This is a genomic window from Corynebacterium sp. CCM 9204 (assembly GCF_041357695.1).
Classification (GTDB): Bacteria; Actinomycetota; Actinomycetes; order Mycobacteriales; family Mycobacteriaceae; genus Corynebacterium.
Genome location: NZ_JAUERX010000001.1, coordinates 15520 through 36707, shown reverse-complemented (window position 1 = coordinate 36707; position 21188 = coordinate 15520). Strand labels below are relative to the sequence as shown.

The 21188-nt window shown below is 60.5% G+C and carries 18 protein-coding genes; 6 read left to right on the top strand and 12 right to left on the bottom strand.

Annotated elements, in window-relative coordinates; genetic code table 11:
• The first annotated feature begins 112 nt into the window (after positions 1-112).
• From QWU43_RS00180 to QWU43_RS00165, 4 genes are all read left to right on the top strand, one after another.
• The gene (locus tag QWU43_RS00180; RefSeq protein ID WP_370916839.1) at positions 113-1444 is read left to right on the top strand and encodes a nicotinate phosphoribosyltransferase; all 1332 of its coding nucleotides are present in this window, start codon (positions 113-115) and stop codon (positions 1442-1444) included.
• Between the two features lie 177 nt (positions 1445-1621).
• Positions 1622-3586, top strand: a complete 1965-nt coding sequence (locus QWU43_RS00175; protein WP_370916838.1) for an ATP-dependent DNA helicase — start codon at positions 1622-1624, stop codon at positions 3584-3586.
• A complete protein-coding gene (locus QWU43_RS00170) occupies positions 3583-5013 on the top strand; it encodes a class I adenylate-forming enzyme family protein (protein WP_370916837.1) in 1431 nt (476 codons plus the stop codon). Before QWU43_RS00175 ends, QWU43_RS00170 begins: the two co-directional genes overlap by 4 nt.
• 48 nt (positions 5014-5061) lie before the next feature.
• A complete protein-coding gene (locus tag QWU43_RS00165) occupies positions 5062-5616 on the top strand; it encodes a GNAT family N-acetyltransferase (RefSeq protein ID WP_370915615.1) in 555 nt (184 codons plus the stop codon).
• A 44-nt stretch (positions 5617-5660) separates the two neighbouring features.
• On the opposite strand, the gene QWU43_RS00160 is transcribed toward QWU43_RS00165, so the two are convergent.
• The 8 genes from QWU43_RS00160 to nrdF form a co-directional block, all read right to left on the bottom strand.
• Positions 5661-5903, bottom strand: a complete 243-nt coding sequence (locus QWU43_RS00160; RefSeq protein WP_370915728.1) for a helix-turn-helix transcriptional regulator — start codon at positions 5901-5903, stop codon at positions 5661-5663.
• Positions 5904-5913: 10 nt separating this feature from the next.
• Positions 5914-6339 (bottom strand): hypothetical protein, encoded by a 426-nt coding sequence (locus QWU43_RS00155; RefSeq protein ID WP_370916836.1) that lies wholly within the window; start codon positions 6337-6339, stop codon positions 5914-5916.
• Between the two features lie 574 nt (positions 6340-6913).
• Positions 6914-7048, bottom strand: a complete 135-nt coding sequence (locus tag QWU43_RS00150) for a hypothetical protein (protein ID WP_370915613.1) — start codon at positions 7046-7048, stop codon at positions 6914-6916.
• A gap of 441 nt (positions 7049-7489) precedes the next feature.
• Positions 7490-7642: a hypothetical protein gene (locus QWU43_RS00145; RefSeq protein ID WP_370916835.1), complete on the bottom strand. Its 153-nt coding sequence runs from the start codon at positions 7640-7642 to the stop codon at positions 7490-7492.
• A 631-nt stretch (positions 7643-8273) separates the two neighbouring features.
• Positions 8274-9092: a YwiC-like family protein gene (locus tag QWU43_RS00140; RefSeq protein ID WP_370916834.1), complete on the bottom strand. Its 819-nt coding sequence runs from the start codon at positions 9090-9092 to the stop codon at positions 8274-8276.
• Between the two features lie 238 nt (positions 9093-9330).
• Complete coding sequence (serB, locus tag QWU43_RS00135; RefSeq protein ID WP_370915727.1) at positions 9331-10572, bottom strand: phosphoserine phosphatase SerB; 1242 nt, start codon at positions 10570-10572, stop codon at positions 9331-9333.
• Between the two features lie 197 nt (positions 10573-10769).
• Positions 10770-12497: a cytochrome c oxidase subunit I gene (gene ctaD / locus QWU43_RS00130; RefSeq protein WP_370915610.1), complete on the bottom strand. Its 1728-nt coding sequence runs from the start codon at positions 12495-12497 to the stop codon at positions 10770-10772.
• A gap of 500 nt (positions 12498-12997) precedes the next feature.
• The gene (gene nrdF / locus QWU43_RS00125) at positions 12998-14011 is read right to left on the bottom strand and encodes a class 1b ribonucleoside-diphosphate reductase subunit beta (protein WP_370915609.1); all 1014 of its coding nucleotides are present in this window, start codon (positions 14009-14011) and stop codon (positions 12998-13000) included.
• Between the two features lie 606 nt (positions 14012-14617).
• Between nrdF and QWU43_RS00120 the strand changes: the two genes are divergently transcribed.
• On the top strand, positions 14618-15121 hold the full coding sequence (locus QWU43_RS00120) for a ferritin (protein WP_370915608.1): 504 nt from the start codon (positions 14618-14620) through the stop codon (positions 15119-15121).
• A gap of 63 nt (positions 15122-15184) precedes the next feature.
• Here QWU43_RS00120 and QWU43_RS00115 read toward each other — a convergent pair whose 3' ends face one another.
• A complete protein-coding gene (locus QWU43_RS00115) occupies positions 15185-15712 on the bottom strand; it encodes a gluconokinase (RefSeq protein WP_370915607.1) in 528 nt (175 codons plus the stop codon).
• Between the two features lie 45 nt (positions 15713-15757).
• Positions 15758-17158 (bottom strand): GntP family permease, encoded by a 1401-nt coding sequence (locus QWU43_RS00110; protein ID WP_370915606.1) that lies wholly within the window; start codon positions 17156-17158, stop codon positions 15758-15760.
• A gap of 346 nt (positions 17159-17504) precedes the next feature.
• Between QWU43_RS00110 and QWU43_RS00105 the strand changes: the two genes are divergently transcribed.
• Entirely contained in the window at positions 17505-18224 is a 720-nt protein-coding gene (locus QWU43_RS00105) for a FadR/GntR family transcriptional regulator (RefSeq protein WP_370915605.1), read from the top strand.
• A gap of 103 nt (positions 18225-18327) precedes the next feature.
• Here QWU43_RS00105 and nrdE read toward each other — a convergent pair whose 3' ends face one another.
• Together nrdE and nrdI are read right to left on the bottom strand one after the other, a co-directional pair.
• A complete protein-coding gene (gene nrdE, locus QWU43_RS00100; protein ID WP_370916833.1) occupies positions 18328-20484 on the bottom strand; it encodes a class 1b ribonucleoside-diphosphate reductase subunit alpha in 2157 nt (718 codons plus the stop codon).
• 69 nt (positions 20485-20553) lie between these two features.
• Positions 20554-21012, bottom strand: a complete 459-nt coding sequence (nrdI, locus tag QWU43_RS00095) for a class Ib ribonucleoside-diphosphate reductase assembly flavoprotein NrdI (RefSeq protein ID WP_370915603.1) — start codon at positions 21010-21012, stop codon at positions 20554-20556.
• Positions 21013-21188: the final 176 nt, after the last annotated feature.

Below are 21188 nucleotides of genomic sequence, written 5' to 3'. Positions count from 1 at the left end.
TCCGTTTCCAGCCAAACATGCGGAACCTCCGCAGCCGGACGGGAAGCTTCATCGACCAGATCAGAGGTCGAACAGTATCAGGGGACGAAACCATGGGACTACAGTGGTTTCCGTGAACCACATCACCCCGGAATCAACAGACAACCGACGCTCCAGCGCCCTACTGACGGACATGTACGAGCTCACGATGCTGCAGGCGTCCCTCCGCGACGACACCGCAGATCGTGCGTGCGCCTTCGAAGTGTTCGCCAGAAGACTACCCAACGAACGCCGCTACGGCGTCGTCGCCGGCACCGAACGTGTCCTCCGCGCCGTGCAGGACTTCGTGTTCACCGAAGACCAGCTCACGTCACTTGACTTCCTCGACGACCGTACGCTGGACTATCTGCGAAATTACCGTTTCTCGGGCCAAATCGACGGCTACCGAGAAGGCGAGCTCTATTTCCCGCATTCACCGATCCTCACGGTCCGCGGCACTTTCGCCGAATGTGTCCTCCTGGAGACGGTCATCCTTTCGATCATGAACGCCGACTCAGCGGTCGCGTCAGCAGCCGCCCGTATGGTTACCGCGGCGAATGGCCGAACGATCATCGAGATGGGCTCCCGTCGAACCCACGAATATGCCGCCGTGGCTTCCTCCCGCGCGGCTTATCTCGCGGGCTTCGATTCAACCTCAAACCTCGAAGCTGCGCACCGCTACGGCATTCCCGCAGGCGGTACCGCGGCCCATTCCTGGACCCTTCTCCACGTCAACGAGGACGGTAGCCCCAACGAGGAAGCTGCATTCCGGGCACAGGTCGATTCCCTCGGCGTCGGAACCACCCTCCTCGTGGACACCTACGACATCACGAACGGTGTCGAAACAGCGGTTCGGGTCGGCGGGCCCAAGCTCGGTGCCGTTCGCATCGACTCGGGAGACCTCGGTATGCTGACCCGGCAGGTCCGTCGCCAGCTCGACTCCCTGGGCAACCACAACACCAAGATCGTCGTCTCCTCAGACCTTGATGAGTTCGCCATTGCCGGACTATCCGGCGACCCTGTCGACATCTACGGTGTCGGCACCTCCGTTGTCACCGGCTCCGGCGCCCCGACGGCGGGCATGGTGTACAAGTTGGTCGAGGTCGACGGCAAGCCTGTCGCCAAGCGCTCGCGCAACAAGGCGAGCCGTGGTGGCGCGAAGCGAGCGCTGCGCACGCACCGTGACACGGGGACAGCGGTCGAGGAGATCGTCCTGCCGATCAGCGCCGAAACCCCTGACGTGGGAACATTGACCGCCCGTGAACTGACGATCCCGATGATCCGGGACGGCAAACCTGTGGACGGATTGCCAACGCTGAAAGAAGCCCGCGAACACCTGGCAGCGCAACTTGTCACTCTCCCGTGGGAAGGCCTCGCCCTGTCCCGGGACGAGCCCGCGCTCAGCGCCCGCTTCGTCGGGTTCTGACCCTCGCCCCGTCCGCTCGATGAGTACGGCCCCGGAATGTCTCAATGTTCCGGGGCCGTACTCATCGAGCGGACGGTTAGACTGCAGAACAGCCCATTCCGCACAGCCGCAATCAGCCCGGTTCCCGACCGCCTGGAATGCACCTCTGACTCATCGAACCCTTGCCGGGAAGGATCCATGCCTGAGACTGCCCTCTCGCCCGACACCATTCATCTTCTCGACGCTGCGGTGTCCGCGATCGGCGGAACCACGCGCCCCGGCCAGGTCGCGATGTTGAAGGCCGTGACGAAGGCGATGCGCGAGGAGCGGCATCTTGCGGTGCAGGCGGGCACGGGCACGGGGAAGTCCCTGGCGTATCTCATCCCGGCCCTTGCGCACGCGCAGGCAACGGGAACAACGGTCGTGGTGTCGACGGCGACGATCGCTCTACAGCGTCAGTTGGTGGAGCGTGATCTTCCCCGCCTGGCGGATGCGTTGGAACCGGTGATGGGGCGGCGCCCGACTTTCGCGATCCTGAAGGGCCGTTCAAACTACCTGTGTCTGAACAAGATCAGCCAGCCGGAGGCCTCGGAAGAGGCGCTGATCGATGAGTCGGATCTGTCGTGGATGGGTCGGCACATCGTACGCCTGAATGAATGGGCTCAGGAGACGGAGAGCGGCGACCGGGATTCCCTGGCTCCGGGTGTTCCCGATCTGGCTTGGAAACAGGTCAGTGTCACGGCCCGGGAGTGTCTGGGGGCCAGCCGCTGTGCGCACGGGGAGGACTGTTTCGCTGAGGCTGCACGCACGGAGGCACAGGATGTCGATGTGGTGGTGACCAACCACGCGTTGCTCGCGATTGACGCTTTGTCTGAGGGCACGATTCTGCCTGAGCATGACGTGGTGGTCATCGACGAGGCCCACGAGCTGGATGGGCGCATCACGGCGGTGGCGACAGCCGAGGTCTCCGGCCCGGCGTTGACGCTGCTGGCCAAGCGCGCTGGAAAGCTCGGCGCGGAGGGCCGAGAGGAGAAAGTCACCGATCTAGCCGGGGACTGGGAGAAACTCACCAGCGCACTCCCCGAGGGCAGGTGGAACGTGATCGATCCGTCAGCCATGTCCCTCCTCACCGCGCTCCGTGATGGGCTGTGGTCACTGCGACAGTCCATCACGCGTAGCCCCGACGGCGAGATCGCCAACGATCCGGCGACGGCTGCGGAACGGCAGTCCGTAGCAACGGCGCTCCAGGAGATCCACGATTCGATCATCCGTATCCTGGAGGTCTTCGCAATCGCCGATCCAAAGAAGCAGCAGGATGTGGTGTGGCTGAACCGGGATGACCGCCGTGGTGACACCCTGCGGGTTGCACCGCTCTCGGTCGCGGGTCTGCTGGCCTCGCGGCTGTTCGCGGAACAGACGGTGGTCCTGACCTCCGCCACACTGACCCTCGGTGGGCGCTTCGACGCCATGGCCGCAGCATGGGGACTCACGCGTGGATCCTATGACAGCCTCGACGCCGGCACTCCCTTCAATCCGGCGAAGGCCGGGATCCTCTACACCGCGCGCAACCTGCCCGATCCCGGCCGGGACGGACTCCCGGAGCAGACGCTCGACGAAATCGCCGGTCTGATCACCGCAGCGGGTGGGCGGACACTCGGACTGTTCTCCTCCCGGCGCGCCGCGGAACAGGCGGCGCACGCGATGCGGATGCGGCTGCCGTTCGATATTCTCTGCCAGGGCGACGATGGAACGGGGGTGCTGGTGGAACGCTTCGCGAAGAGTGAAAACACCTGTCTCTTCGGCACCCTCTCCCTGTGGCAGGGAGTCGATGTACCGGGACGGACGTGTTCCCTCGTCATCATCGACCGGATCCCATTCCCACGCCCCGATGATCCTCTGTTGCAGGCCAGGAAGGATGCGGCGGACGCTGCCGGGCGGAATGGGTTCATGGAGGTCGCCGCGAGTCACGCCGCGCTGCTCATGGCGCAGGGTGCGGGACGGCTGCTCCGTCGTACCGATGATCGTGGTGTCGTCGCCGTCCTGGATAACCGACTGGTCACGCGCCGCTACGGTTCCTTCCTCATCAACTCGATGCCCCCCTTCTGGCGCACGACCGACCCGAAAGTCGTGCGCGGTGCCCTCGAAAGGTTGGTTTCGCGGTGATCTATCCCGCTTGTTCCCTACCCGAGCTCCTGTTCACCGGTGTTCTCCCGGATACCCCGGCGATCACCGATCCGTACCGCTCAGTCACCTATCCGCAGCTCGCCGCTGAAGTGGCCCAGGTCGCCGGTGTACTCCACGAGAGAGGGATCCGTGCAGGTGATCGCGTCGCGGTGCAGGTGCCCAACGGGATTGATTTCGCGGTCGTTTTCCACGCGGTGCTGTCGATCGGTGCGACCGTTGTGCCGATCGGGACGCAGGTGACTGCACAGGATCTCGCGTGGCAGTTGCGGCGAGCGGGAGTGGCTCTGCACATCGACGCTGCGGTAACAGCCGATCTCCGTGCGGCGGCGGGAACGGCGCTGGCCCCTCAACCCGTGGACCCGGATTCTGTGGCAGTGCTGCCCTTCACATCAGGAACGACGGCGACACCGAAGGCGATTCGGCTGACGCACCGGAACATCGTGTCGAACACGATGCAGTTCGCCAGGGTACTACCGTTGGCTGCGGGGGAGACGTGCATGTCCGTACTGCCGTTCACCCACGCCTACGGCATGACCTCCCTGCTCAATGCCCCCTTACACCTACGTGGCCACATCATCGCGGAACCATTTGATGCGCAGCGGTTCCTGCGGGGACACGGTGAGCACGATGTGGCACTCTGCTTCATCGCACCTCCGCTCGGGCGGCTACTGGCACACCACCCGCTCGCTGCGGAGACCGATTTCTCCGCCCTGCGCACCGTCATCAACGGTGCCGCTGCCCTGGACCCTGTCCTCGCAAGGAACGTCGAGCGCCGTACCGGGGCGCGGGTGATCCAGGGGTACGGGCTGACGGAGGCATCCCCGGTAACCCACCTCGCCATTGATCCGGATTGTCCTCCCGACACGATCGGGCACCCGCTCCCGGACACGCTCGACCGGATCGTCGATCCGGAGTCGGGCCGGGATGTCGCACCTGGTGGCGCCGGGGAGCTGTGGGTCCGGGGCCCGCAGATCATGGAAGGCTACCTGGATGATCCGGAACGAACCGCCGAGCGGTTCCGGGCAGGTTGGTTACGCACCGGGGACTGGGCAGAACGTGACGGAACCGGCAGTATCCGGCTCATTGATCGGATCAGCGACGTCATAAATTCCCGGGGATTCCAGGTCTCCCCCTCCAAGTTAGAGCGCATCGTCACCGCACTCCCCGGAGTCGCGGACTGCGTGGTCACCCGGGGGTTCACGGTCGACGGTGACGAGTGCCCCGTTGCCTTTGTCTCCGCAGTGGAGGGAACTCACCTGGATCGGGAGACGATCCTGGCCGAGGTGGCATCGAGGACCGCGCCCTACGAGCGCATCCGTTTCGTGGAGTTCGTGGACAGTGTTCCGCGATCAGCGGCAGGCAAGGTACAGCGGCACTCGCTGCCCACGATCCGTCTCGACATGTGAGTGTCATCCCCCGGGCGCACCTCTGCGCAGGTGGATAAGCTGGTGGACATGAGCGAGATGACCTGGCCTGTGCCCCCGGAAACGCTGACTGATGGTGTGATCCGTCTGCGTCAACCCTGCGACGGTGACATCCCCGAGGTGTACGCCACCGCCGTTGATCCACTGTCGGTCAACTTCACCTCCGTCCCGGAGAAGTACACCCGCGCCATGGCTGCCGATTACCTCCGGGAATGCGCGGAGAACCCAAACCTGACGTTCTGGGCAATCGAGCTCACCGGCGATCCCGGGCACTACGCCGGAAATATCGCGCTCCGTCTCGTCGATGCTGCGGTTGGTACGGTCGCGGTGAGTTACGCTACCGCCCCCTGGGCACGCGGTCGACGGATCATGCCCCGCGCGTTGGAGCTGGTCGTCGACCATGCACTGACCCACGGTGTTCACCGCATCGAGCTGCACACCTTCGTCGACAATGTCCGGTCTCGATCCGTTGCCGAACGCTGTGGCTTCATCTTCGAGGGCGTTCAGCGGCAAGCTGCGCTCCACCGGGGCCGGTACGTGGACACAGCGCACTATTCACTGCTGGACACCGACCGATCCTGTTGATCGCCGCGATCTTTCCAGCGGCGACACGAATCAGACCGGTCCAGTCAGCCAGTGACGGGATGCCTGGATGTCGGTGTCCGGGCTGAACTCTCCCGGCCGTCGGGATGCACATGTCCTCGATATGTACCTCGAACAGATCCGGGAATGCGAAAAGCCAGGGGCAGGGCGGGATCGTATATTCCGCGTTCTACCGCATTCACCGTCTGTCGGGATACCCCAGACAGTTCCCCGAGCCTGGCCTGACTGAGTCCGGCCGTGCACCGAGGATCTGGAAGATCGTTCCTCATGTCCATTGGCTCAGTGTGACCAGATACCGAGCCGTAGATTCAGCACCACAGTCGAGACAACCCAGGTTGTGGCATAGACCGGCCAGACGAACATGTAGTTGATGTCGGGTGCACCGAGGAACACCTGCGCGCATCCGTAGCTGAAGGTGATCGCGGAACCACCCGCGAAAGCGATGGCCAGTGCCCTGAGTGTGATGCCGAACTCGAACTCGTCCTGGTCCGCGCACATGGCTGTCGCCCCTCCGAGAACAATCACCACGCCTGTGACGATGAGGATGAAAGCGATCTCGCGGGCGAACGGGACGGTGTCGTCGACAACGATCGCGAACACCAGGAACACGAAATACCCGACCATAGACACGGCGAAGGTACGCTGCCCCTGTCGGAGCCGATTCCACCACTTCCGATTGCCCCGGTCACCGGGGTACGCATTCATGGCGTCCCACTCCATTCCTCTTGTGCAGGGACCATCCAGGCCCCTGCACGATTATGTCAAGTCTCCTTGACACTAGCCACCGGATCATGGAGCCATCAAGAAAACTTGCTGGCTCACCTCGAAGCCGAGGCTGTCCTGATAGCCAGGACAACCAGTCCCCCAGCCCAGTTCAGTTCGCGCCAACCCTGTAGGTCCGAATATGCGGAACGCAACTTACCGGCAGTGTCGCCGGTGGAAACACCACCGTCGGTCGTCCCACTCACCGCCCCTGGGGAATCGAGTGGTCACCGCCGGCACAGTCATGATCATCCCCCCTCGCGCGATCAGTGCGACGTCCGGAGAATCCGGAACGACCTTGGACTGCGTGGCACCGGGAGGCATCAACGCCGCTTTCTCCCCCAATTTTCAGGGGACCATAACCATCGAAACTGACCACGAGCTTCCCCGAATCTGCGGAAGACTACTTGACCGGTGGCGTGCAGACGCACAATTCGATCACCGTGATCGTCCCAGTCGATCCGCCATCGGAACTCGTGAAGGTGATCTGCCAGTACCGCCCGTCACTGGCGGGGAATCACGCGTGCCATGAATCGCCCTGGATATGCGCCTTCACCACCGGGGCACCGAATAGCTCGGACGCATGCTGCAGCGGGCTGCCCTGACCGAGGCCGTCAATCATCACCGACTCTCCGAGAGGAACAATGGCCACCAGGACACCCTCATAGTTGAAGTACCAGGGCAGTCTCGCCAGACGATCACGATCCGGCCATCATCGTTCTCCCCGGTCCGGAGATCCGGTAAATCACGTCTTCCCGCACAAATGGCGGAGATGCCGTGCGAGCCCAATGCCGTAGATCCCCGAATCACCGAGACCCTCACGCGGCCCCGATGCCGACCGTGTTCACCGTCACCCCGGTGAGGTTTCCTGATGCTGCGGGCCACGTCTGCGGGATCACCGTCTCCGCAGGTATCCTCTCCGTCCGAGAGCAGCCCGATCATCGCCGGTTCATCCACCGGTACAAAGCTCATCCTCGGCTTGCTCGAGTGCCCGCTTCAGCGGGGTGTATCCACGTGCTCCGATACCACCGATGATCTTCCATGCCTCTTCCGTGTTTCCCTTATCGGGTGGAAAGTGAATCGTGACATCGGCTCAGGCCTTCGCCAGGCCTTCCGGGAACGCGCCAAACATGTTCGGAGACTCGTGATCAGAGAGCGGAGTATCTTCTCTGAGCGGATCAAGCAGCACTAGGATACCTATTCCGCAGCTTCGAGCCGTGTGACGCTGCCCGCCATCGTTAAGCATGCCGCCTGATGCGTCGTAGAACAGGATGAGCGGTGAATCCCCACCCGCCGTAGACGTTCCGACCGCCTCTCTCTTTTCACCAGATGCGTCAGTGCTTGATGGTGACGTTGAACCATCTGAACCATCGGTATCACCACATACCGCAATCAACGGAGCCGGAATGACGAGAAGACCAACGCAAAAACCCTGACGACTCGCGAACGAGAAATGGAACAACCTTCCCCGCGGGATTAGGCACATGACACCGTGATGGGTGAAAGAAAGCACTCCTACAACCGAATATCTCCAGAGCACCACTCTCCTCTGATGCTAACCTCCGGTTCTCGCACCACAAGCCCTCATTTCTCAGGGTCCCAGACACTCTTCGCCACCATCCATCGCGGGGTACCGCACGACAAAGTACGGAACCGCACTGCGGACAGTGACACGCTCCCTGCCCCAGCGGACCAACTGATCTACAGAAACCTGCTGCCGCCCTTCATCGCCGCGCGGTCTCGGCTGACCATTTCACTGGGCTTTTCAGCAAACCGTGGGCAGCAACTGAAACGATGTCACCCCCGTGATCCCCCGGAGACTGCCCCGGTGATTCCATGCCGACAATATCTCCGTCACCCGAAACCCGGGGGCACCACTACGCTACGTATGGTGGCACGAGCGCAGCGATCAGCACCAGCGCCGTGACCGCCATCTCGCCGAAACCAACTGTCCTGGGACGCCAGGGCGTACCACGACGTGTGGCACGCCAGGGCATCCACCAGGCGCGAACCGCTACAAGCCCGAAGACGGGTACGGCCAGGGGTGTCACCAGTCCGATGCCAGCAAGCACGAGAATCACGGCGGTCGCCGCGGTATGGTAAGTCACCGACCCGAGGAACCATGCCCGGTCCCCACGTTTGCGAATCAGCGTTTTGACGTACGGCACGGTTCCACAGAAGTAAAGGGCGAACACGGCGGTGCTCACCCACAGTCGTTCCGTCATAGGTTCTCCGGCAGCCCACGCGGTGACGGGAATCATCGCACAACTGGCGAGCACCGTGGATTCCCCGGAAACCAGCGAGCGAGGACGCCGTTGCCACGCCTCCCACACTGCGGCCGCGACGAGAGGCCCGAAGACAATGGCAAAAATGAGGATGCTGGGCTTCATGATGATGACAATCAGCGCAGCGACCGTGCAGATCGTACCGTACGTCAACAACGGGGTAACATAACGCTGTTTCCGCGGCCCGCGGGCCTTCAGCCAGAGACCCAGTGCAAAGAAGGCGAAATAGCCGATGAACCAAGCCGCCGCCAGCGGCAAATGGATCAGCGCGGGACGAGCCAGAACGATTCCCACCACAAGTGGGAGGATGACCATCACCCACGCACCATGCTGATCCGGCACCCACCCCGATACACCGCCCCGCTTCTTTCGTGCGCGTGTCGCCTTTTCTCGGCTGGCTGCCTGGGTCATCTTCGTCGCCTTCCTTTCAATTCAGGAAGGCTCGCGGTTCCTCATCTCTGCAACCTGTGGCAGATATCCCGTCACGGGAAGAGCGTGGCCTCCCTCGTCGCCCCCGGACCTCGGGGTAGACGTCCCTGCACCCGACGCGTTTCTGGCGAGTCTGGTGGCGTCCGAGTATCGGAATCGGCCGCAGGTCCACTGTAACCGGTAGTAACGCTCCCATCCAGAGCCCCGGATCAGGCGATCATCAGTTCAATGGCACTCGGCGCAGCGTCCCATCGGATAACCCGGCCTCATCAATCTCTTCCCGGGAGATACCCATGATGTGCAGAACCTCATCGAGAAACGGATGATTAACGGCTGCATCAGCAACGTCACGCAGCGCGGGCTTCGCGTTGAAGGCAATCCCGAGGCCCGCCGCCGATAACATATCGATGTCGTTGGCACCATCCCCGACTGCGACAGTCTGGTGCATCCCGAGTCCCGAAGCGGCGGCGAACTCCGCGAGGAACTCAGCCTTCGCGGCGCGGTCGACGATCTTCCCAATGACGCGGCCCGTGAGCTTTCCATCCTCGATCTCGAGGGTGTTGGCTCGAACATAGTCGAGTTCGAGCTCCGCCGCGAGCCCCTCAAGCACCTGGATGAAACCACCGGACACCACCGCCGTTTTGTATCCCATACGCTGCAGGGTGCGAATGGTCGTGCGGGCACCCGGGGTCAGAACAATGTCCGCAGCCACTTCATCAATCACGGAAGCATCCAGTCCCGCGAGAACCGCAACCCGTTCACGCAGCGATTCCTCGAAGTCCAATTCACCCCGCATCGCCCGTTCAGTAACCTCAGCAACCTCGGCTTCCTTGCCCGCGTGCGCGGCCAGCATCTCGATCACCTCACCCGTGATAAGGGTGGAGTCACAGTCGAAACAGATGAGGTTCTTCGCGTACCGAACCAGTCCAGCCCGCTCGATCGCGATGTCGACACCGATCTCCTGGGTGAGTGTGGCCAACGCCTTACGTAATGCCACACCACCCCCGGGTTTCGGGTCCGCGACCGTGACCTTGAGCTCCAGACCTGTGACCGGGTAGTCGGAGATACCGCGGATCGTATCGATGTTTGCACCATAGTCGGCCAGCGTCTGACCAATGCGTGAAATGTGTGCGGCGGTAACCGGATCTCCGAGGACCACGACGGCGTGGGTCGACAGTGCCCGTGTGGATCGCAGTGAGTTCTGGACCTCGACCGTGACGGTCTGGCCGTAGGAACGGAGCGTCCCGGACAGGCCTTCGGTGAGTGTTTCCAGGTTCTCCGGGCTACAGCCCACGAAGGCCGCGAGATTCAGACGACCTCTGAAGAGCGACTGCTCAACATCGAGCACCTGGACGCCATGAGCGGCCAAAACTCGGAAGAATGCGGCGGAGACACCGGGACGGTCCCGCCCCACGACGGTGACGACTGCGGGAACTGAGCCCGGTGGAAGCGTGACGGTGATGTCCTGGATAGCAGGAGCAGCGGTACGGGCAGCATAGTTGATTGTCTGACTCACGATGCCATTGTTCCATGTCATCGCCCCCGGGACAGACATCACCCCCACAGAAACCATAGTTCCTGTGGGGGTGATGGTGCGTATGTCATTCGGTGATCAGACCCATGTGTGGTCCAGCCTGACCGCGTCGTACCGGGTGCAACTTACCTGTTCTTCTCCAATACCGGGGAGTCACCCGCCGGGCGACCGACGTGTGCCTCGGCACGCATGCGCTCAACCATGTGCGGGTAGTGCAGCTCGAATGCCGGTCGCTCCGAGCGGATCCGCGGCAAAGAGGTGAAATTGTGGCGCGGCGGTGGGCAGCTTGTAGCCCATTCAAGGGAATTACCGTAGCCCCACGGATCATCGACCGTGACGATTTCACCGTAACGCCAGGACTTGAACACGTTCCAGATGAATGGGATAACGGAGAGCCCCAGGATGTAGGCGAAGACCGTGGAGATCTGGTTGTAGATGGTGAAGCCGTCGCTCTCCAGGTAGTCGGCATACCGGCGCGGCATGCCCATGTTACCGACCCAGTGCTGGATGAGGAAGGTGCCGTGGAAACCGATGAACGTCAGCCAGAAGTGGATCTTTCCGAGCCGCTCGTTGAGCATCCGGCCCGTCATCTTCGGGAACCAGAAATACACACCGGCATAGGACGCGAACACGATCGTGCCGAACAGTGTGTAGTGGAAGTGCGCGACGACGAAGTAGGTGTCGGAGATGTGGAAGTCCAACGGCGGGGAGGCCAGCATGATGCCCGTCAAACCACCGAAGAGGAAGGTCACGAGGAAGCCGAAAGCGAAGATCATCGGCGTCTCCCAGGTGATGTGACCTCGCCACATCGTTCCCAGCCAGTTGAAGAACTTCACACCGGTGGGCACCGAAATCAGGAACGTCATAAACGAGAAGAACGGAAGTAGAACCGCTCCAGTGACGAACATGTGGTGCGCCCAGACCGCCATGGACAGGGCCGCGATGGACAGCGTCGCGAAGACGAGGCCGGCGTAACCGAAAACGGGCTTCCGGGAGAACACCGGGACAACCTCTGAGACAATTCCGAAGAACGGCAACGCCAGGACGTACACCTCCGGGTGACCGAAGAACCAGAACAGGTGCTGCCAGAGGATCGCGCCACCGTTGGCGGGATCGTAGATGTGTCCACCGAGCTTACGATCATAGAGCACGCCCAGCGCAGCAGCGGTCAGCATCGGGAAGATCATCAACGCCAGGATCGAGGTGACGAAGATCGTCCAAGTGAACACCGGAAGACGGAACATCGTCATACCCGGCGCCCGGAGACACAGGATCGTGGTGATCATGTTGACGGCCGACAGAATCGTCCCGATACCACCGGCGCCGACACCGACGATCCACATGTCCGCACCGATACCGGGCGAATGCGCGGCGTCAGAAAGCGGGGAGTACATGGTCCACCCAAAGTCAGCGGCGCCGCCCGGTGTGGCGAATCCAGAGAGCATGATGATGCCACCACCGGTGGTCAGCCAGAAACCGAAGGAGTTGAGTCGCGGGAACGCGACGTCAGGTGCACCGATCTGGAGGGGCATGACGAAGTTGGCGAAACCCCAGACAACAGGAGTTCCGTAGAGCAGCAGCATCACCGTGCCGTGCATGGTGAAAAGTTGGTTGAACTGCTCATTGGAGAAGATCTGCATTCCGGGATAGAAGAGCTCGGTCCGGATCAACAGGGCCATGAAGCCACCGAGGAAGAAGAAGCAGAAGGACATCATGATGTACATGACGCCAAGAAGCTTGTGATCCGTGGTGGTGAGCATCAACCAGGCGAGACTGCCCTTTCGACCGGTTCCCTTCGGAGCCGGTCGTGCTGGAGCGACATGTTGGTCGCTCCGTTTCTGTACAGCGGTCATTTGGTTCCTCCTGACTACGCAGTAGCCCCGATCAGCCAGGACTACCCATGTTTCACGCTCACTTGATCGTAAAGGATCGGGACTGGTGGTTCCAGCCGGAAGCAGCCCCGACAAACCAGTACAGAGCAGTTTTATCCCGGTTTCCCCCAGGGGAGTCACCGTTGACGCCGGTTGCCCCTGCACGCACTCCAAACACTCCAACAACACTGTGACATCGAACACCTTTGGGACTCATGTGATAAGTCTGCGTTTTCGAGATCAAAACACCACTTTTTCACCCCCGCTTGGGTTAGAGCTAAAGGTGTAGACGGTAAGACGCGGGCAATTCCCCTCGACCTAAATGAGCGTGACCCGACACCCGACAGGACCTCACGACTCCCGTCACATAGACATGTGTAGGCCCGTCCTATCCCCGATATCAACACCTCGGAGATGGGACGGGCCTACACCCAGGCACTACAAAAGACGACGGTGCCTCACGAACCGTCCGGCCGGCCGATCTAGAAATCCCAGTCGTCGTCCTCCGTGGACTCTGCCTTACCTATGACATAAGAGGAGCCCGACCCCGAGAAGAAGTCATGGTTCTCATCGGCCCCCGGGGACAGCGCCGAAAGGATGGAGGGCGACACCCGGCATTCATCCGTCGGGAAGAGTGCTTCATATCCGAGGTTGTTGAGCGCTTTGTTCGCGTTGTACCGGAGGAACCGCTTGACATCCTCGGTCCATCCGAGATCATCGTAGAGATCCTCGGTGTAGCCGATCTCGTTGTCATAGAGATCGTAGAGGAGATCGAAGGTGTACTCCTTCAGCTCATCCCGACCCGCCTGATCAAGCTGCTCGAGCCCCTTCTGATACTTGTACCCGATGTAGTAGCCATGAACCGCTTCATCACGGATGATCAGGCGGATGACGTCAGCGGTGTTCGTGAGCTTCGCGCGACTGGACCAGTACATCGGCAGATAGAACCCGGAGTAAAAAAGAAAGGACTCAAGCAGCGTCGAGGCAACCTTCCTTTTCAGGGGATTCTCCCCCTCGTAATAGGAGAGAATGATCCGCGCCTTCTTCTGCAGCGCCTCGTTCTCCTCCGACCAACGGAAAGCATCGTTGATCTCCTGCGTGGAGGCCAACGTCATGAAGATCGATGAGTAGCTCTTGGCATGCACCGATTCCATGAATGCGATGTTCGTGTACACCGCCTCCTCGTGCGGAGTGAGCGCATCCGGAATCAGAGAGACAGCGCCAACGGTCCCCTGGATGGTATCCAGCATGGTCAGACCCGTGAAGACCCTCATGGTGGCCTGTTGCTCAAGGGCGTTGAGGGTATTCCAGCTCTTGATGTCATTCGACAGGGGCACTTTTTCGGGCAACCAGAAGTTGCCCACCAGGCGATCCCAGACCTCAAGATCTTTGTCATCCGGAATCGTGTTCCAGTTGATTGCGGCGATCGGGCACGGACGAGCCTCGGGATGCTTCTCGCGGTGCGCCGGGGTGGAGGGGGGACAATCCTGGGCCATGTACGTTCCTTTACTTACTGACAGATATGCATTCTGTACCGTCGCAGCGCGGAAATTCCGGCCCCGGAATCACCTGAGTTTCTCCGGCGACGGCTCCGTCCGGGGACTGGACGGGGGACGGCCACTAATCGGGCCACTGCTCGACCATACCGCCCGATGGGCGGTACTGCAGCGGCCGACTCCGCTAGGTACACCCCGTTCCCCGGAAAGGCGCCCAGACACCCCGACCCAGCCAATTAGCACGCCATATTTTTATGATTTCCCTCACAAAGGGTGCCCTGACCTGCAGATTTACCGCATCCCCCCTACTCCACTACCCGCCTCGGCGGATATCGCGAATAGAATCACCGCAACCATCACACCTGCCAATTCACCCCCCTCCCCAGGCGGCCCCGAACACCCCGTTCACGCTGGTCGTTTACACGAGAGGTAAAGTGATGAATCTCTCGGCCCTCTTCCCCCGAGATGGGGTTGCACCGCGACCCAAGGATGTCAAAACCAGCCCTCAAAACCCCCTTTAAACTAAGCCAAACCATACCAAAAACACTAGTTAAGCTGGGCTTTACTTACATGCAGAGCCTACGGAAGTGCCTTACCATGAGAAACATGAAAATCAATTCGAAACTTGAAGCCGAAATCAACAAGCAGGTCACCGCTGAACTCGAAGCCGCAATGACCTACCTGCAGTTGTCGTACCTCCTCGACAGCCTCGGACTGACCGGCATGCGCGACTGGATGAAAGCCCAGTCCGAGGAAGAACTGGTCCATGCACAGCGTTTCGCCGACCACATGCTCGACCGCGACTGCGTTCCCAGCATCGGTGTCATCAGTGCACCAGATCTCAAGATCGACTCAGCCGCTGACGCCTTCGAGGCGGCACTGAAGCACGAACAGAAGATCTCCGGGATGATTCGGGATCTCACCCGTCTCGCCGCTGAAGAGGGCGATCTGGATTCCCGCCCACTGCTCGATTCCTTCCTCGCGGAACAGATCGAGGAAGAGTCCACCTGCAAGGAGATCCTCGACCGGCTCCGTCTCGCCGGTAACGACGGCTCCGGTGTCCTGCGCATCGACTCCGAGCTGGGGCAGCGTAACAGCGACACCCTCTGATTCCCCAACTCCAAATGGGCGGTCCGGTTCCCGATCACATGGTCGGGAACCGGACCGCCCATTTCATCGTCGTCGGCAGGCTGGGCTCCGCCCGGTCGCACAGCAGATCGTCGCAACAACCTCATCCAACGATCCACTGTTGTCAACGGTGAATCCGACTTCCCCGGGCATGAGCGGCTCCAGAATCTCCAACTGAGAATCCAGTAGCGACGGTGACATAAAATGACCTTTTCTGCACTCGATTCGGGTTCGGGTGAGGGCGGGGTCCGCAGTGAGGTGCACGAAGCACAGCGTCCCCCGGGCCTCCAAGAGAATTCGTCGGTAGCTCCGGCGTAGCGCGGAGCATGCGACGACGGTTCCCACCCCGCTACCGGAATGGACATTCATCCAGTCACGAACCGCCCGCAACCAGGGCAGCCGATCCTCATCACAGAGCGGTATACCGGACGCCATCTTCCACACGTTTTCCACGGGATGAAGATCATCCGCATCAATAATCTCGAGACCGCACTTCTCCGCGTAGGCTCGGGCGACGGTGGTTTTCCCACATCCTGATACACCCATCACCACGACGTGATCCGGTGGCCTCATCCGGGGTATCCCCGGTCCGGGTACCGCTCTCAACACGACAGCCTCCTACCCGACGGCTCCGCCGACCACATACACCGCAACCGCGAAAACGAACCCGGTAACCGCTATCAGCGTCTGGTTCACGGTCCAGGTCCGAAGCGTCGTCGCAGGGTCCATCCCCATGAGCCTACCCACCAGCCAGAAGCCCGAATCATTCACGTGGGACGCCGCAACGGACCCTGCAGCAGTCGCCAATACAATCGCCGACAGTTGCACAGCCCCCAGATCAGCGGCCGTGACGGCCGGGGCCATGAGTGCCGCAGCGGTGGTCAACGCGACAGTAGCTGACCCCTGGGCTATCCGCAGGATCACCGCAGTCAGAAACACCGCGAGCATCAACGGAACGCCAAGGCCCCCCAGGGTCTCCGCGAGAGCTTCACCGATACCCGTCGCCCGGAGAACGCCGCCGAACATACCTCCAGCCCCTGTTATGAGAATGACAGTGGCGACAGGCCCCAGCGCCCCGTCAAAGGCACGTTCAACCACCTCGCGCCCCATCCCTAATCGACTCCCCAGGAATACGGCAGCCACCAGAGTCGTGATCAGTAACGCCACCGGTGTCGCTCCGAGAAATTTGAGAACCTGCACCCATCCCTCATCAGGATCAACCCACCCCTCGGTTGCTGCCATGGCAAGTCCGGTGTTACCGAAGATAAGTAGAAGTGGCAGTATGAGAACGGCCAGAACCGTAGCAGTTCCCGCAGTCCGTTCGGGCATCTCGGAGTCCGCGACCACTGGGCCGCCCGCCAACAGGTCAGGTACCGCAAGCGGGAACCGATGTCCGCAGTAAAGGCCCCATCGATAACCCGAGAAATACCAGACGGGGCAAACCAAAAGAAGGCCAATAGCCAAGACCATCCCGAGGTCCGCGCCGTACAGCTCAGCAGCCACGATCGGCCCAGGATGAGGTGGTAAAAAGACGTGCATGACGCTGAAAGCACCGGCTGCCGGAATTCCGTAGCGGAGAACCGGTTCACCTAGACGCCGGGCGATCGCGAACACGACTGGCAGCATGACCATCAGACCAGCATCAAAGAAAATCGGAAATCCCACGATTAGTGAGCTGACACCAAGTGCCAACGGAGCACGATCCTCACCGAATGCCCTGGTCATCGATTCCGCAAGGTTCCGGGCACCCCCAGAAAGCTCGACGAGGCGCCCCAGCATCGCACCGATCCCGACGAGGAGAGCAACACTGGCGAGTGTCCCGCCGAAGCCATCCATCATTGCGGGAAGTACCTCTCCAACCGGTAGACCCGCCGCAAGTGCCGTCCCCGCCGACACGAGAACAAGCACCAGGAAGGCGTGCATCTTTAGCCGGATCACCAGAAAGAGGATCGTCGCGATCGCAGCCACCGCAATACCTAGCAGAGGGCCCGCTCCCAGCGTCTGGTGCCACATATCCATCAGCATTCTCCATCCATCGTTTTTATGATCCATTAAGCATTATCAGAGAACTTGTGGGAGACCCCCAACACCCCCTCAAATTTCGCGAACGAAACAGAAAACCACATATTAAATATGACCATTATAAATTTTTCCCCCTTTTGGGGCTACGTCTTGGTAGCGCGACCTGCGAAAGTGGAAAACGGTCGCCGTTTCCGAACAACATGGGGTGGGACGAGACCTGTATAAACCTGTGAAACAGTTATGCTAAATAAATGCTACTGAAACCGGAGACATTTAGCTCCCGGCCTACAGTGCCATCAAAACCCGGACAACCACTTTCTACGGAAACAGAGAAAATCCAAATATGAGTGCACGCACCACTACCCATCCCCCGTTGCTTGACAGCGTCCTTGACAAACTAGGTTCCGAAATTGTCAGTGGAGAACTCGCCCCGGGTGAGACGTTCACCCTGCACGACATCTGCGAGCGCTTCACCATCTCACGGACGGTTGCTCGTGAGACGATGCGTGCCCTGGAACACCTTCACCTGGTTTCCTCCTCCAGGCGCATCGGCCTCACTGTCCAGCCCTCTTCTGCATGGAAGGTGTTCGACAGCAAGCTCATTCGCTGGCGTCTGGAGTGCCCCACTGAACGAAGTAACCAGTTAGCTTCCCTCACCGAGTTGCGGGAAGCCGTAGAACCAATCGCCGCACGCTCAATGGCACTGTCCGGAACCCCTACTGAGCGGGCCCGTCTCCGCGAACTCGCTGCCACGCTCAGAAGACTCGGCCATGAGGGACGGGGAGCGACAACAGAGTTCCTCAACGCCGACATCGAGTTCCACACCCTGCTGCTCACGGCTTCCCGCAATGAGATGTTCGCCGCCCTGTCACCGACGGTTGCAGCAGTACTCGCAGGCCGGACCGACCTTGGCCTTCAGCCGGAGTACCCGACGGATGAGGCGATGAATGTTCACGAGGCACTCGCAGACGCCATCCTCCGTAGCGATCCCGCTGAGGCTGAACGCCAGGCGCGCGCACTCGTTTCCGAGGTTGGCGCAGCCCTGGCCGTACAGCAGTCCTAGAAAATACGAACACCGAAGAAGGGGCACCCCACCGGGATGTGTACTCCAGTGAGTGCCCCTTCTTCGTTCGCCCGGCTTCTCCGGGCGTCTCTCATTTTCGGATTCAGAGCATGCAGCTCACGCACCCCTCGACCTCAGTGCCGACGAGTGCTGTCTGGCGGAGTCTGATGTAGTAGATCGTCTTGATCCCCTTGCGCCAGGCGTAGATCTGTGCGCGGTTGATCTCGCGTGTCGTGGCCGTGTCTTTGAAGAACAAGGTCAATGACAATCCCTGATCGACGTAACGGGTGGCCACTGCGTAGGTATCGATGATCTTTTCATAACCGATCTCGTATGCATCCGCGTAATATTCCAGATTCTCATTCGTCATGTACGGTGCTGGATAGTACACACGGCCAATCTTCCCTTCCTTTCGAATCTCGATGCGGGAGGCGATCGGGTGGATCGATGACGTGGAATTGTTGATGTAGGAGATTGATCCGGTCGGCGGGACCGCCTGCAGATAACGGTTGAATATTCCGTGTTCGGCGATGTCAGCCTTCAGTTGTGCCCATTCCGCCGCCGTCGGTGTGTGAATCGACGATGCCGCGAAAAGTTCTTTGACCCGATCCGTTTTCGGCTCAAACTCCACCGGATCATATCGATCGAAGAAGCTGCCGTCAGCGTAGTCGGAGTCACTGAATCCCTCGAATGTCTCGCCCCGCTCCCTGGCGATCAGCATCGAGGCACGCAAGCACTCGTACATCACGGCGGCAAAGTAGGCGTTGGTGAAATCCAGCCCCTCTTCCGAACCGTAGTGGATACGTTCGCGTCCGAAGTAGCCGTGCAGGTTCATCTGCCCGAGGCCAATGGCATGGGCGGCCTCGTTGCCTTTGCGTATCGATGGCACGGAGTCAATGGAGGTCTGCTCACTGACGGCCGTCAGACCCCGGATCGCGGTCTGGATCGTACCCGAGAAATCCGGGGAATCCATCGCCTTGGCGATGTTCATAGAGCCGAGGTTGCAGGAGATATCCTCGCCAACGTGGGAGTAGGTGAGGTCATCGTTGTACGTGGAGGCCGTGGACACCTGGAGGATCTCAGAGCACAGGTTGGAGAGGGTGATCCGACCATCGATCGGGTTCGCCCGGTTCACGGTGTCCTCGAACATGATGTACGGGTAACCGGACTCGAACTGAATCTCTGCCAGGGTCTGGAAGAAGGACCGGGCGTTGATCTTGGTCTTACGGATGCGCGGATCCTCCACCATCTCAGCGTAGTGCTCTGTGACGGAAACGTCGGCGAAGGGTTTTCCGTAGACACGTTCAACATCGTAGGGCGAAAACAGGTACATGTCGTCGTTGTTCTTCGCGAGTTTGAACGTGATGTCGGGGATCACGACTCCGAGAGAGAGAGTTTTGATGCGGATCTTCTCATCGGCGTTCTCTCGCTTTGTATCCAGGAACTTCAGGATATCGGGATGGTGGGCGTTCAGGTAGACGGCACCCGCACCCTGCCGGGCGCCCAACTGGTTGGCGTAGGAGAAAGAATCCTCGAGGAGCTTCATCACGGGGATGACGCCGGAGGACTGGTTCTGGATCTTCTTGATCGGCGCTCCAGCTTCACGGAGATTCGACAGTAACAGAGCGACACCACCGCCGCGCTTCGACAGTTGGAGCGCAGAGTTGATAGCGCGCCCGATGGACTCCATATTGTCCTCGATACGCAGTAGGAAGCAGCTCACCGGCTCACCCCGCTGCGCTTTTCCACAGTTGAGGAAGGTAGGTGTAGCTGGCTGGAAACGGCCCGTCATGATCTCTTCAACGAGATGCTCGGCCAGCTCCTTGTCTCCTGCGGCGAGCGTCAGCGCGACCATGCACACGCGGTCCTCGTAGCGTTCCAGGTAGCGGCTGCCATCGAAGGTCTTGAGGGTGTAGGAAGTGTAGTACTTGTAGGCACCGAGGAAGGTCTGGAACCTGAACTTGTGGGCGTAAGCCTGTTTGAAGAGGGACTTGATGAAGTCAAAATCGTACTGTTTGACGACCTCGGGATCGTAGTAGTCATTCTCAAGCAGGTAGCGGAACTTCTCCTCAAGGTCATGGAAGAACACGGTGTTCAGGTTCACATGCTGGAGGAAGTACTGGTTAGCCGCCTCGCGGTCCTTATCGAACTGGATCTGCCCCTGGTCATCATAGAGGTTCAGTAGCGCGTTGAGCGCATGGTAATCGAGCTTGTCTGACTTCTGGACTGGCTCTGGAACGGTTTTTCCGATCTCTGACATGTCTCTCCTGATTTCGCCGCTTCCACGGCGATTGGGTGGGTGGGTGATAAAGCGAAAAGTATATGGGTGTTATCCGGCCGGAGCCGTGTGCGCAGCCCTGGCATCCGTCAGCAAACCCAGTTTCGCACCGTGCTCCACTAGGCCGTGACGCAGGGTGGCAACATCTTCAGGCGTGCCCATGAGCTCGAAGCGATAGACGAAGGGGACGCCGCATTTAGCGGAGATGACGTCTCCAGCACGGGCGTAGTCGACACCGAAGTTGGTGTTTCCACTGGCGACGACCGCACGAATCAGACTGCGGTTGTGTGGGTTGTTGAGAAAGCGGACAACCTGGGACGGAACCGGCCGTGATTCATGTCCGGCAACAGAGGCTCCACCACCATAGGTGGGGCAGATGAGAACGTAAGGTTCGTCGACGACCACCGGGGGATCAGCACGGCGCAGCGGGATACGGACGCTCGGGAGATCCAGATGGCCGACGAACCGGTGGGTGTTCTCGGTAACGGATGAGAAGTAGACGACGAGCATCGTCCGTGGTCACTTCCTTTCCGGTGCTGGTGACTGGTGAGATTCGACGGAACAGGCGAAGCCACCGTCGCCACGGTCCGAGCTTTCTTTCCGGTTGTCCATCAGTTTTGGGTGAGGACACAGCGAAGGCCGCGCGGCGGGACGGTTGCCACCACCCTCCGCACGGCCCTGTTTCA

Excerpts from the sequence above, each read along its gene's own strand:
- QWU43_RS00175 (WP_370916838.1), top strand. The coding sequence starts at position 1,622 with ATGCCTGAGACTGCCCTCTCGCCCGACACCATTCATCTTCTCGACGCT.
- QWU43_RS00165 (WP_370915615.1), top strand. The coding sequence starts at position 5,062 with ATGAGCGAGATGACCTGGCCTGTGCCCCCGGAAACGCTGACTGATGGT.
- QWU43_RS00160 (WP_370915728.1), bottom strand. The coding sequence starts at position 5,903 with ATGAGGAACGATCTTCCAGATCCTCGGTGCACGGCCGGACTCAGTCAG.
- QWU43_RS00155 (WP_370916836.1), bottom strand. The coding sequence starts at position 6,339 with ATGAATGCGTACCCCGGTGACCGGGGCAATCGGAAGTGGTGGAATCGG.
- QWU43_RS00145 (WP_370916835.1), bottom strand. The coding sequence starts at position 7,642 with ATGCTTAACGATGGCGGGCAGCGTCACACGGCTCGAAGCTGCGGAATA.
- QWU43_RS00140 (WP_370916834.1), bottom strand. The coding sequence starts at position 9,092 with ATGACCCAGGCAGCCAGCCGAGAAAAGGCGACACGCGCACGAAAGAAG.
- ctaD (WP_370915610.1), bottom strand. The coding sequence starts at position 12,497 with ATGACCGCTGTACAGAAACGGAGCGACCAACATGTCGCTCCAGCACGA.
- nrdF (WP_370915609.1), bottom strand. The coding sequence starts at position 14,011 with ATGGCCCAGGATTGTCCCCCCTCCACCCCGGCGCACCGCGAGAAGCAT.
- QWU43_RS00120 (WP_370915608.1), top strand. The coding sequence starts at position 14,618 with ATGAAAATCAATTCGAAACTTGAAGCCGAAATCAACAAGCAGGTCACC.
- QWU43_RS00115 (WP_370915607.1), bottom strand. The coding sequence starts at position 15,712 with ATGAGGCCACCGGATCACGTCGTGGTGATGGGTGTATCAGGATGTGGG.
- QWU43_RS00110 (WP_370915606.1), bottom strand. The coding sequence starts at position 17,158 with ATGGATATGTGGCACCAGACGCTGGGAGCGGGCCCTCTGCTAGGTATT.
- QWU43_RS00105 (WP_370915605.1), top strand. The coding sequence starts at position 17,505 with ATGAGTGCACGCACCACTACCCATCCCCCGTTGCTTGACAGCGTCCTT.
- nrdE (WP_370916833.1), bottom strand. The coding sequence starts at position 20,484 with ATGTCAGAGATCGGAAAAACCGTTCCAGAGCCAGTCCAGAAGTCAGAC.
- nrdI (WP_370915603.1), bottom strand. The coding sequence starts at position 21,012 with ATGCTCGTCGTCTACTTCTCATCCGTTACCGAGAACACCCACCGGTTC.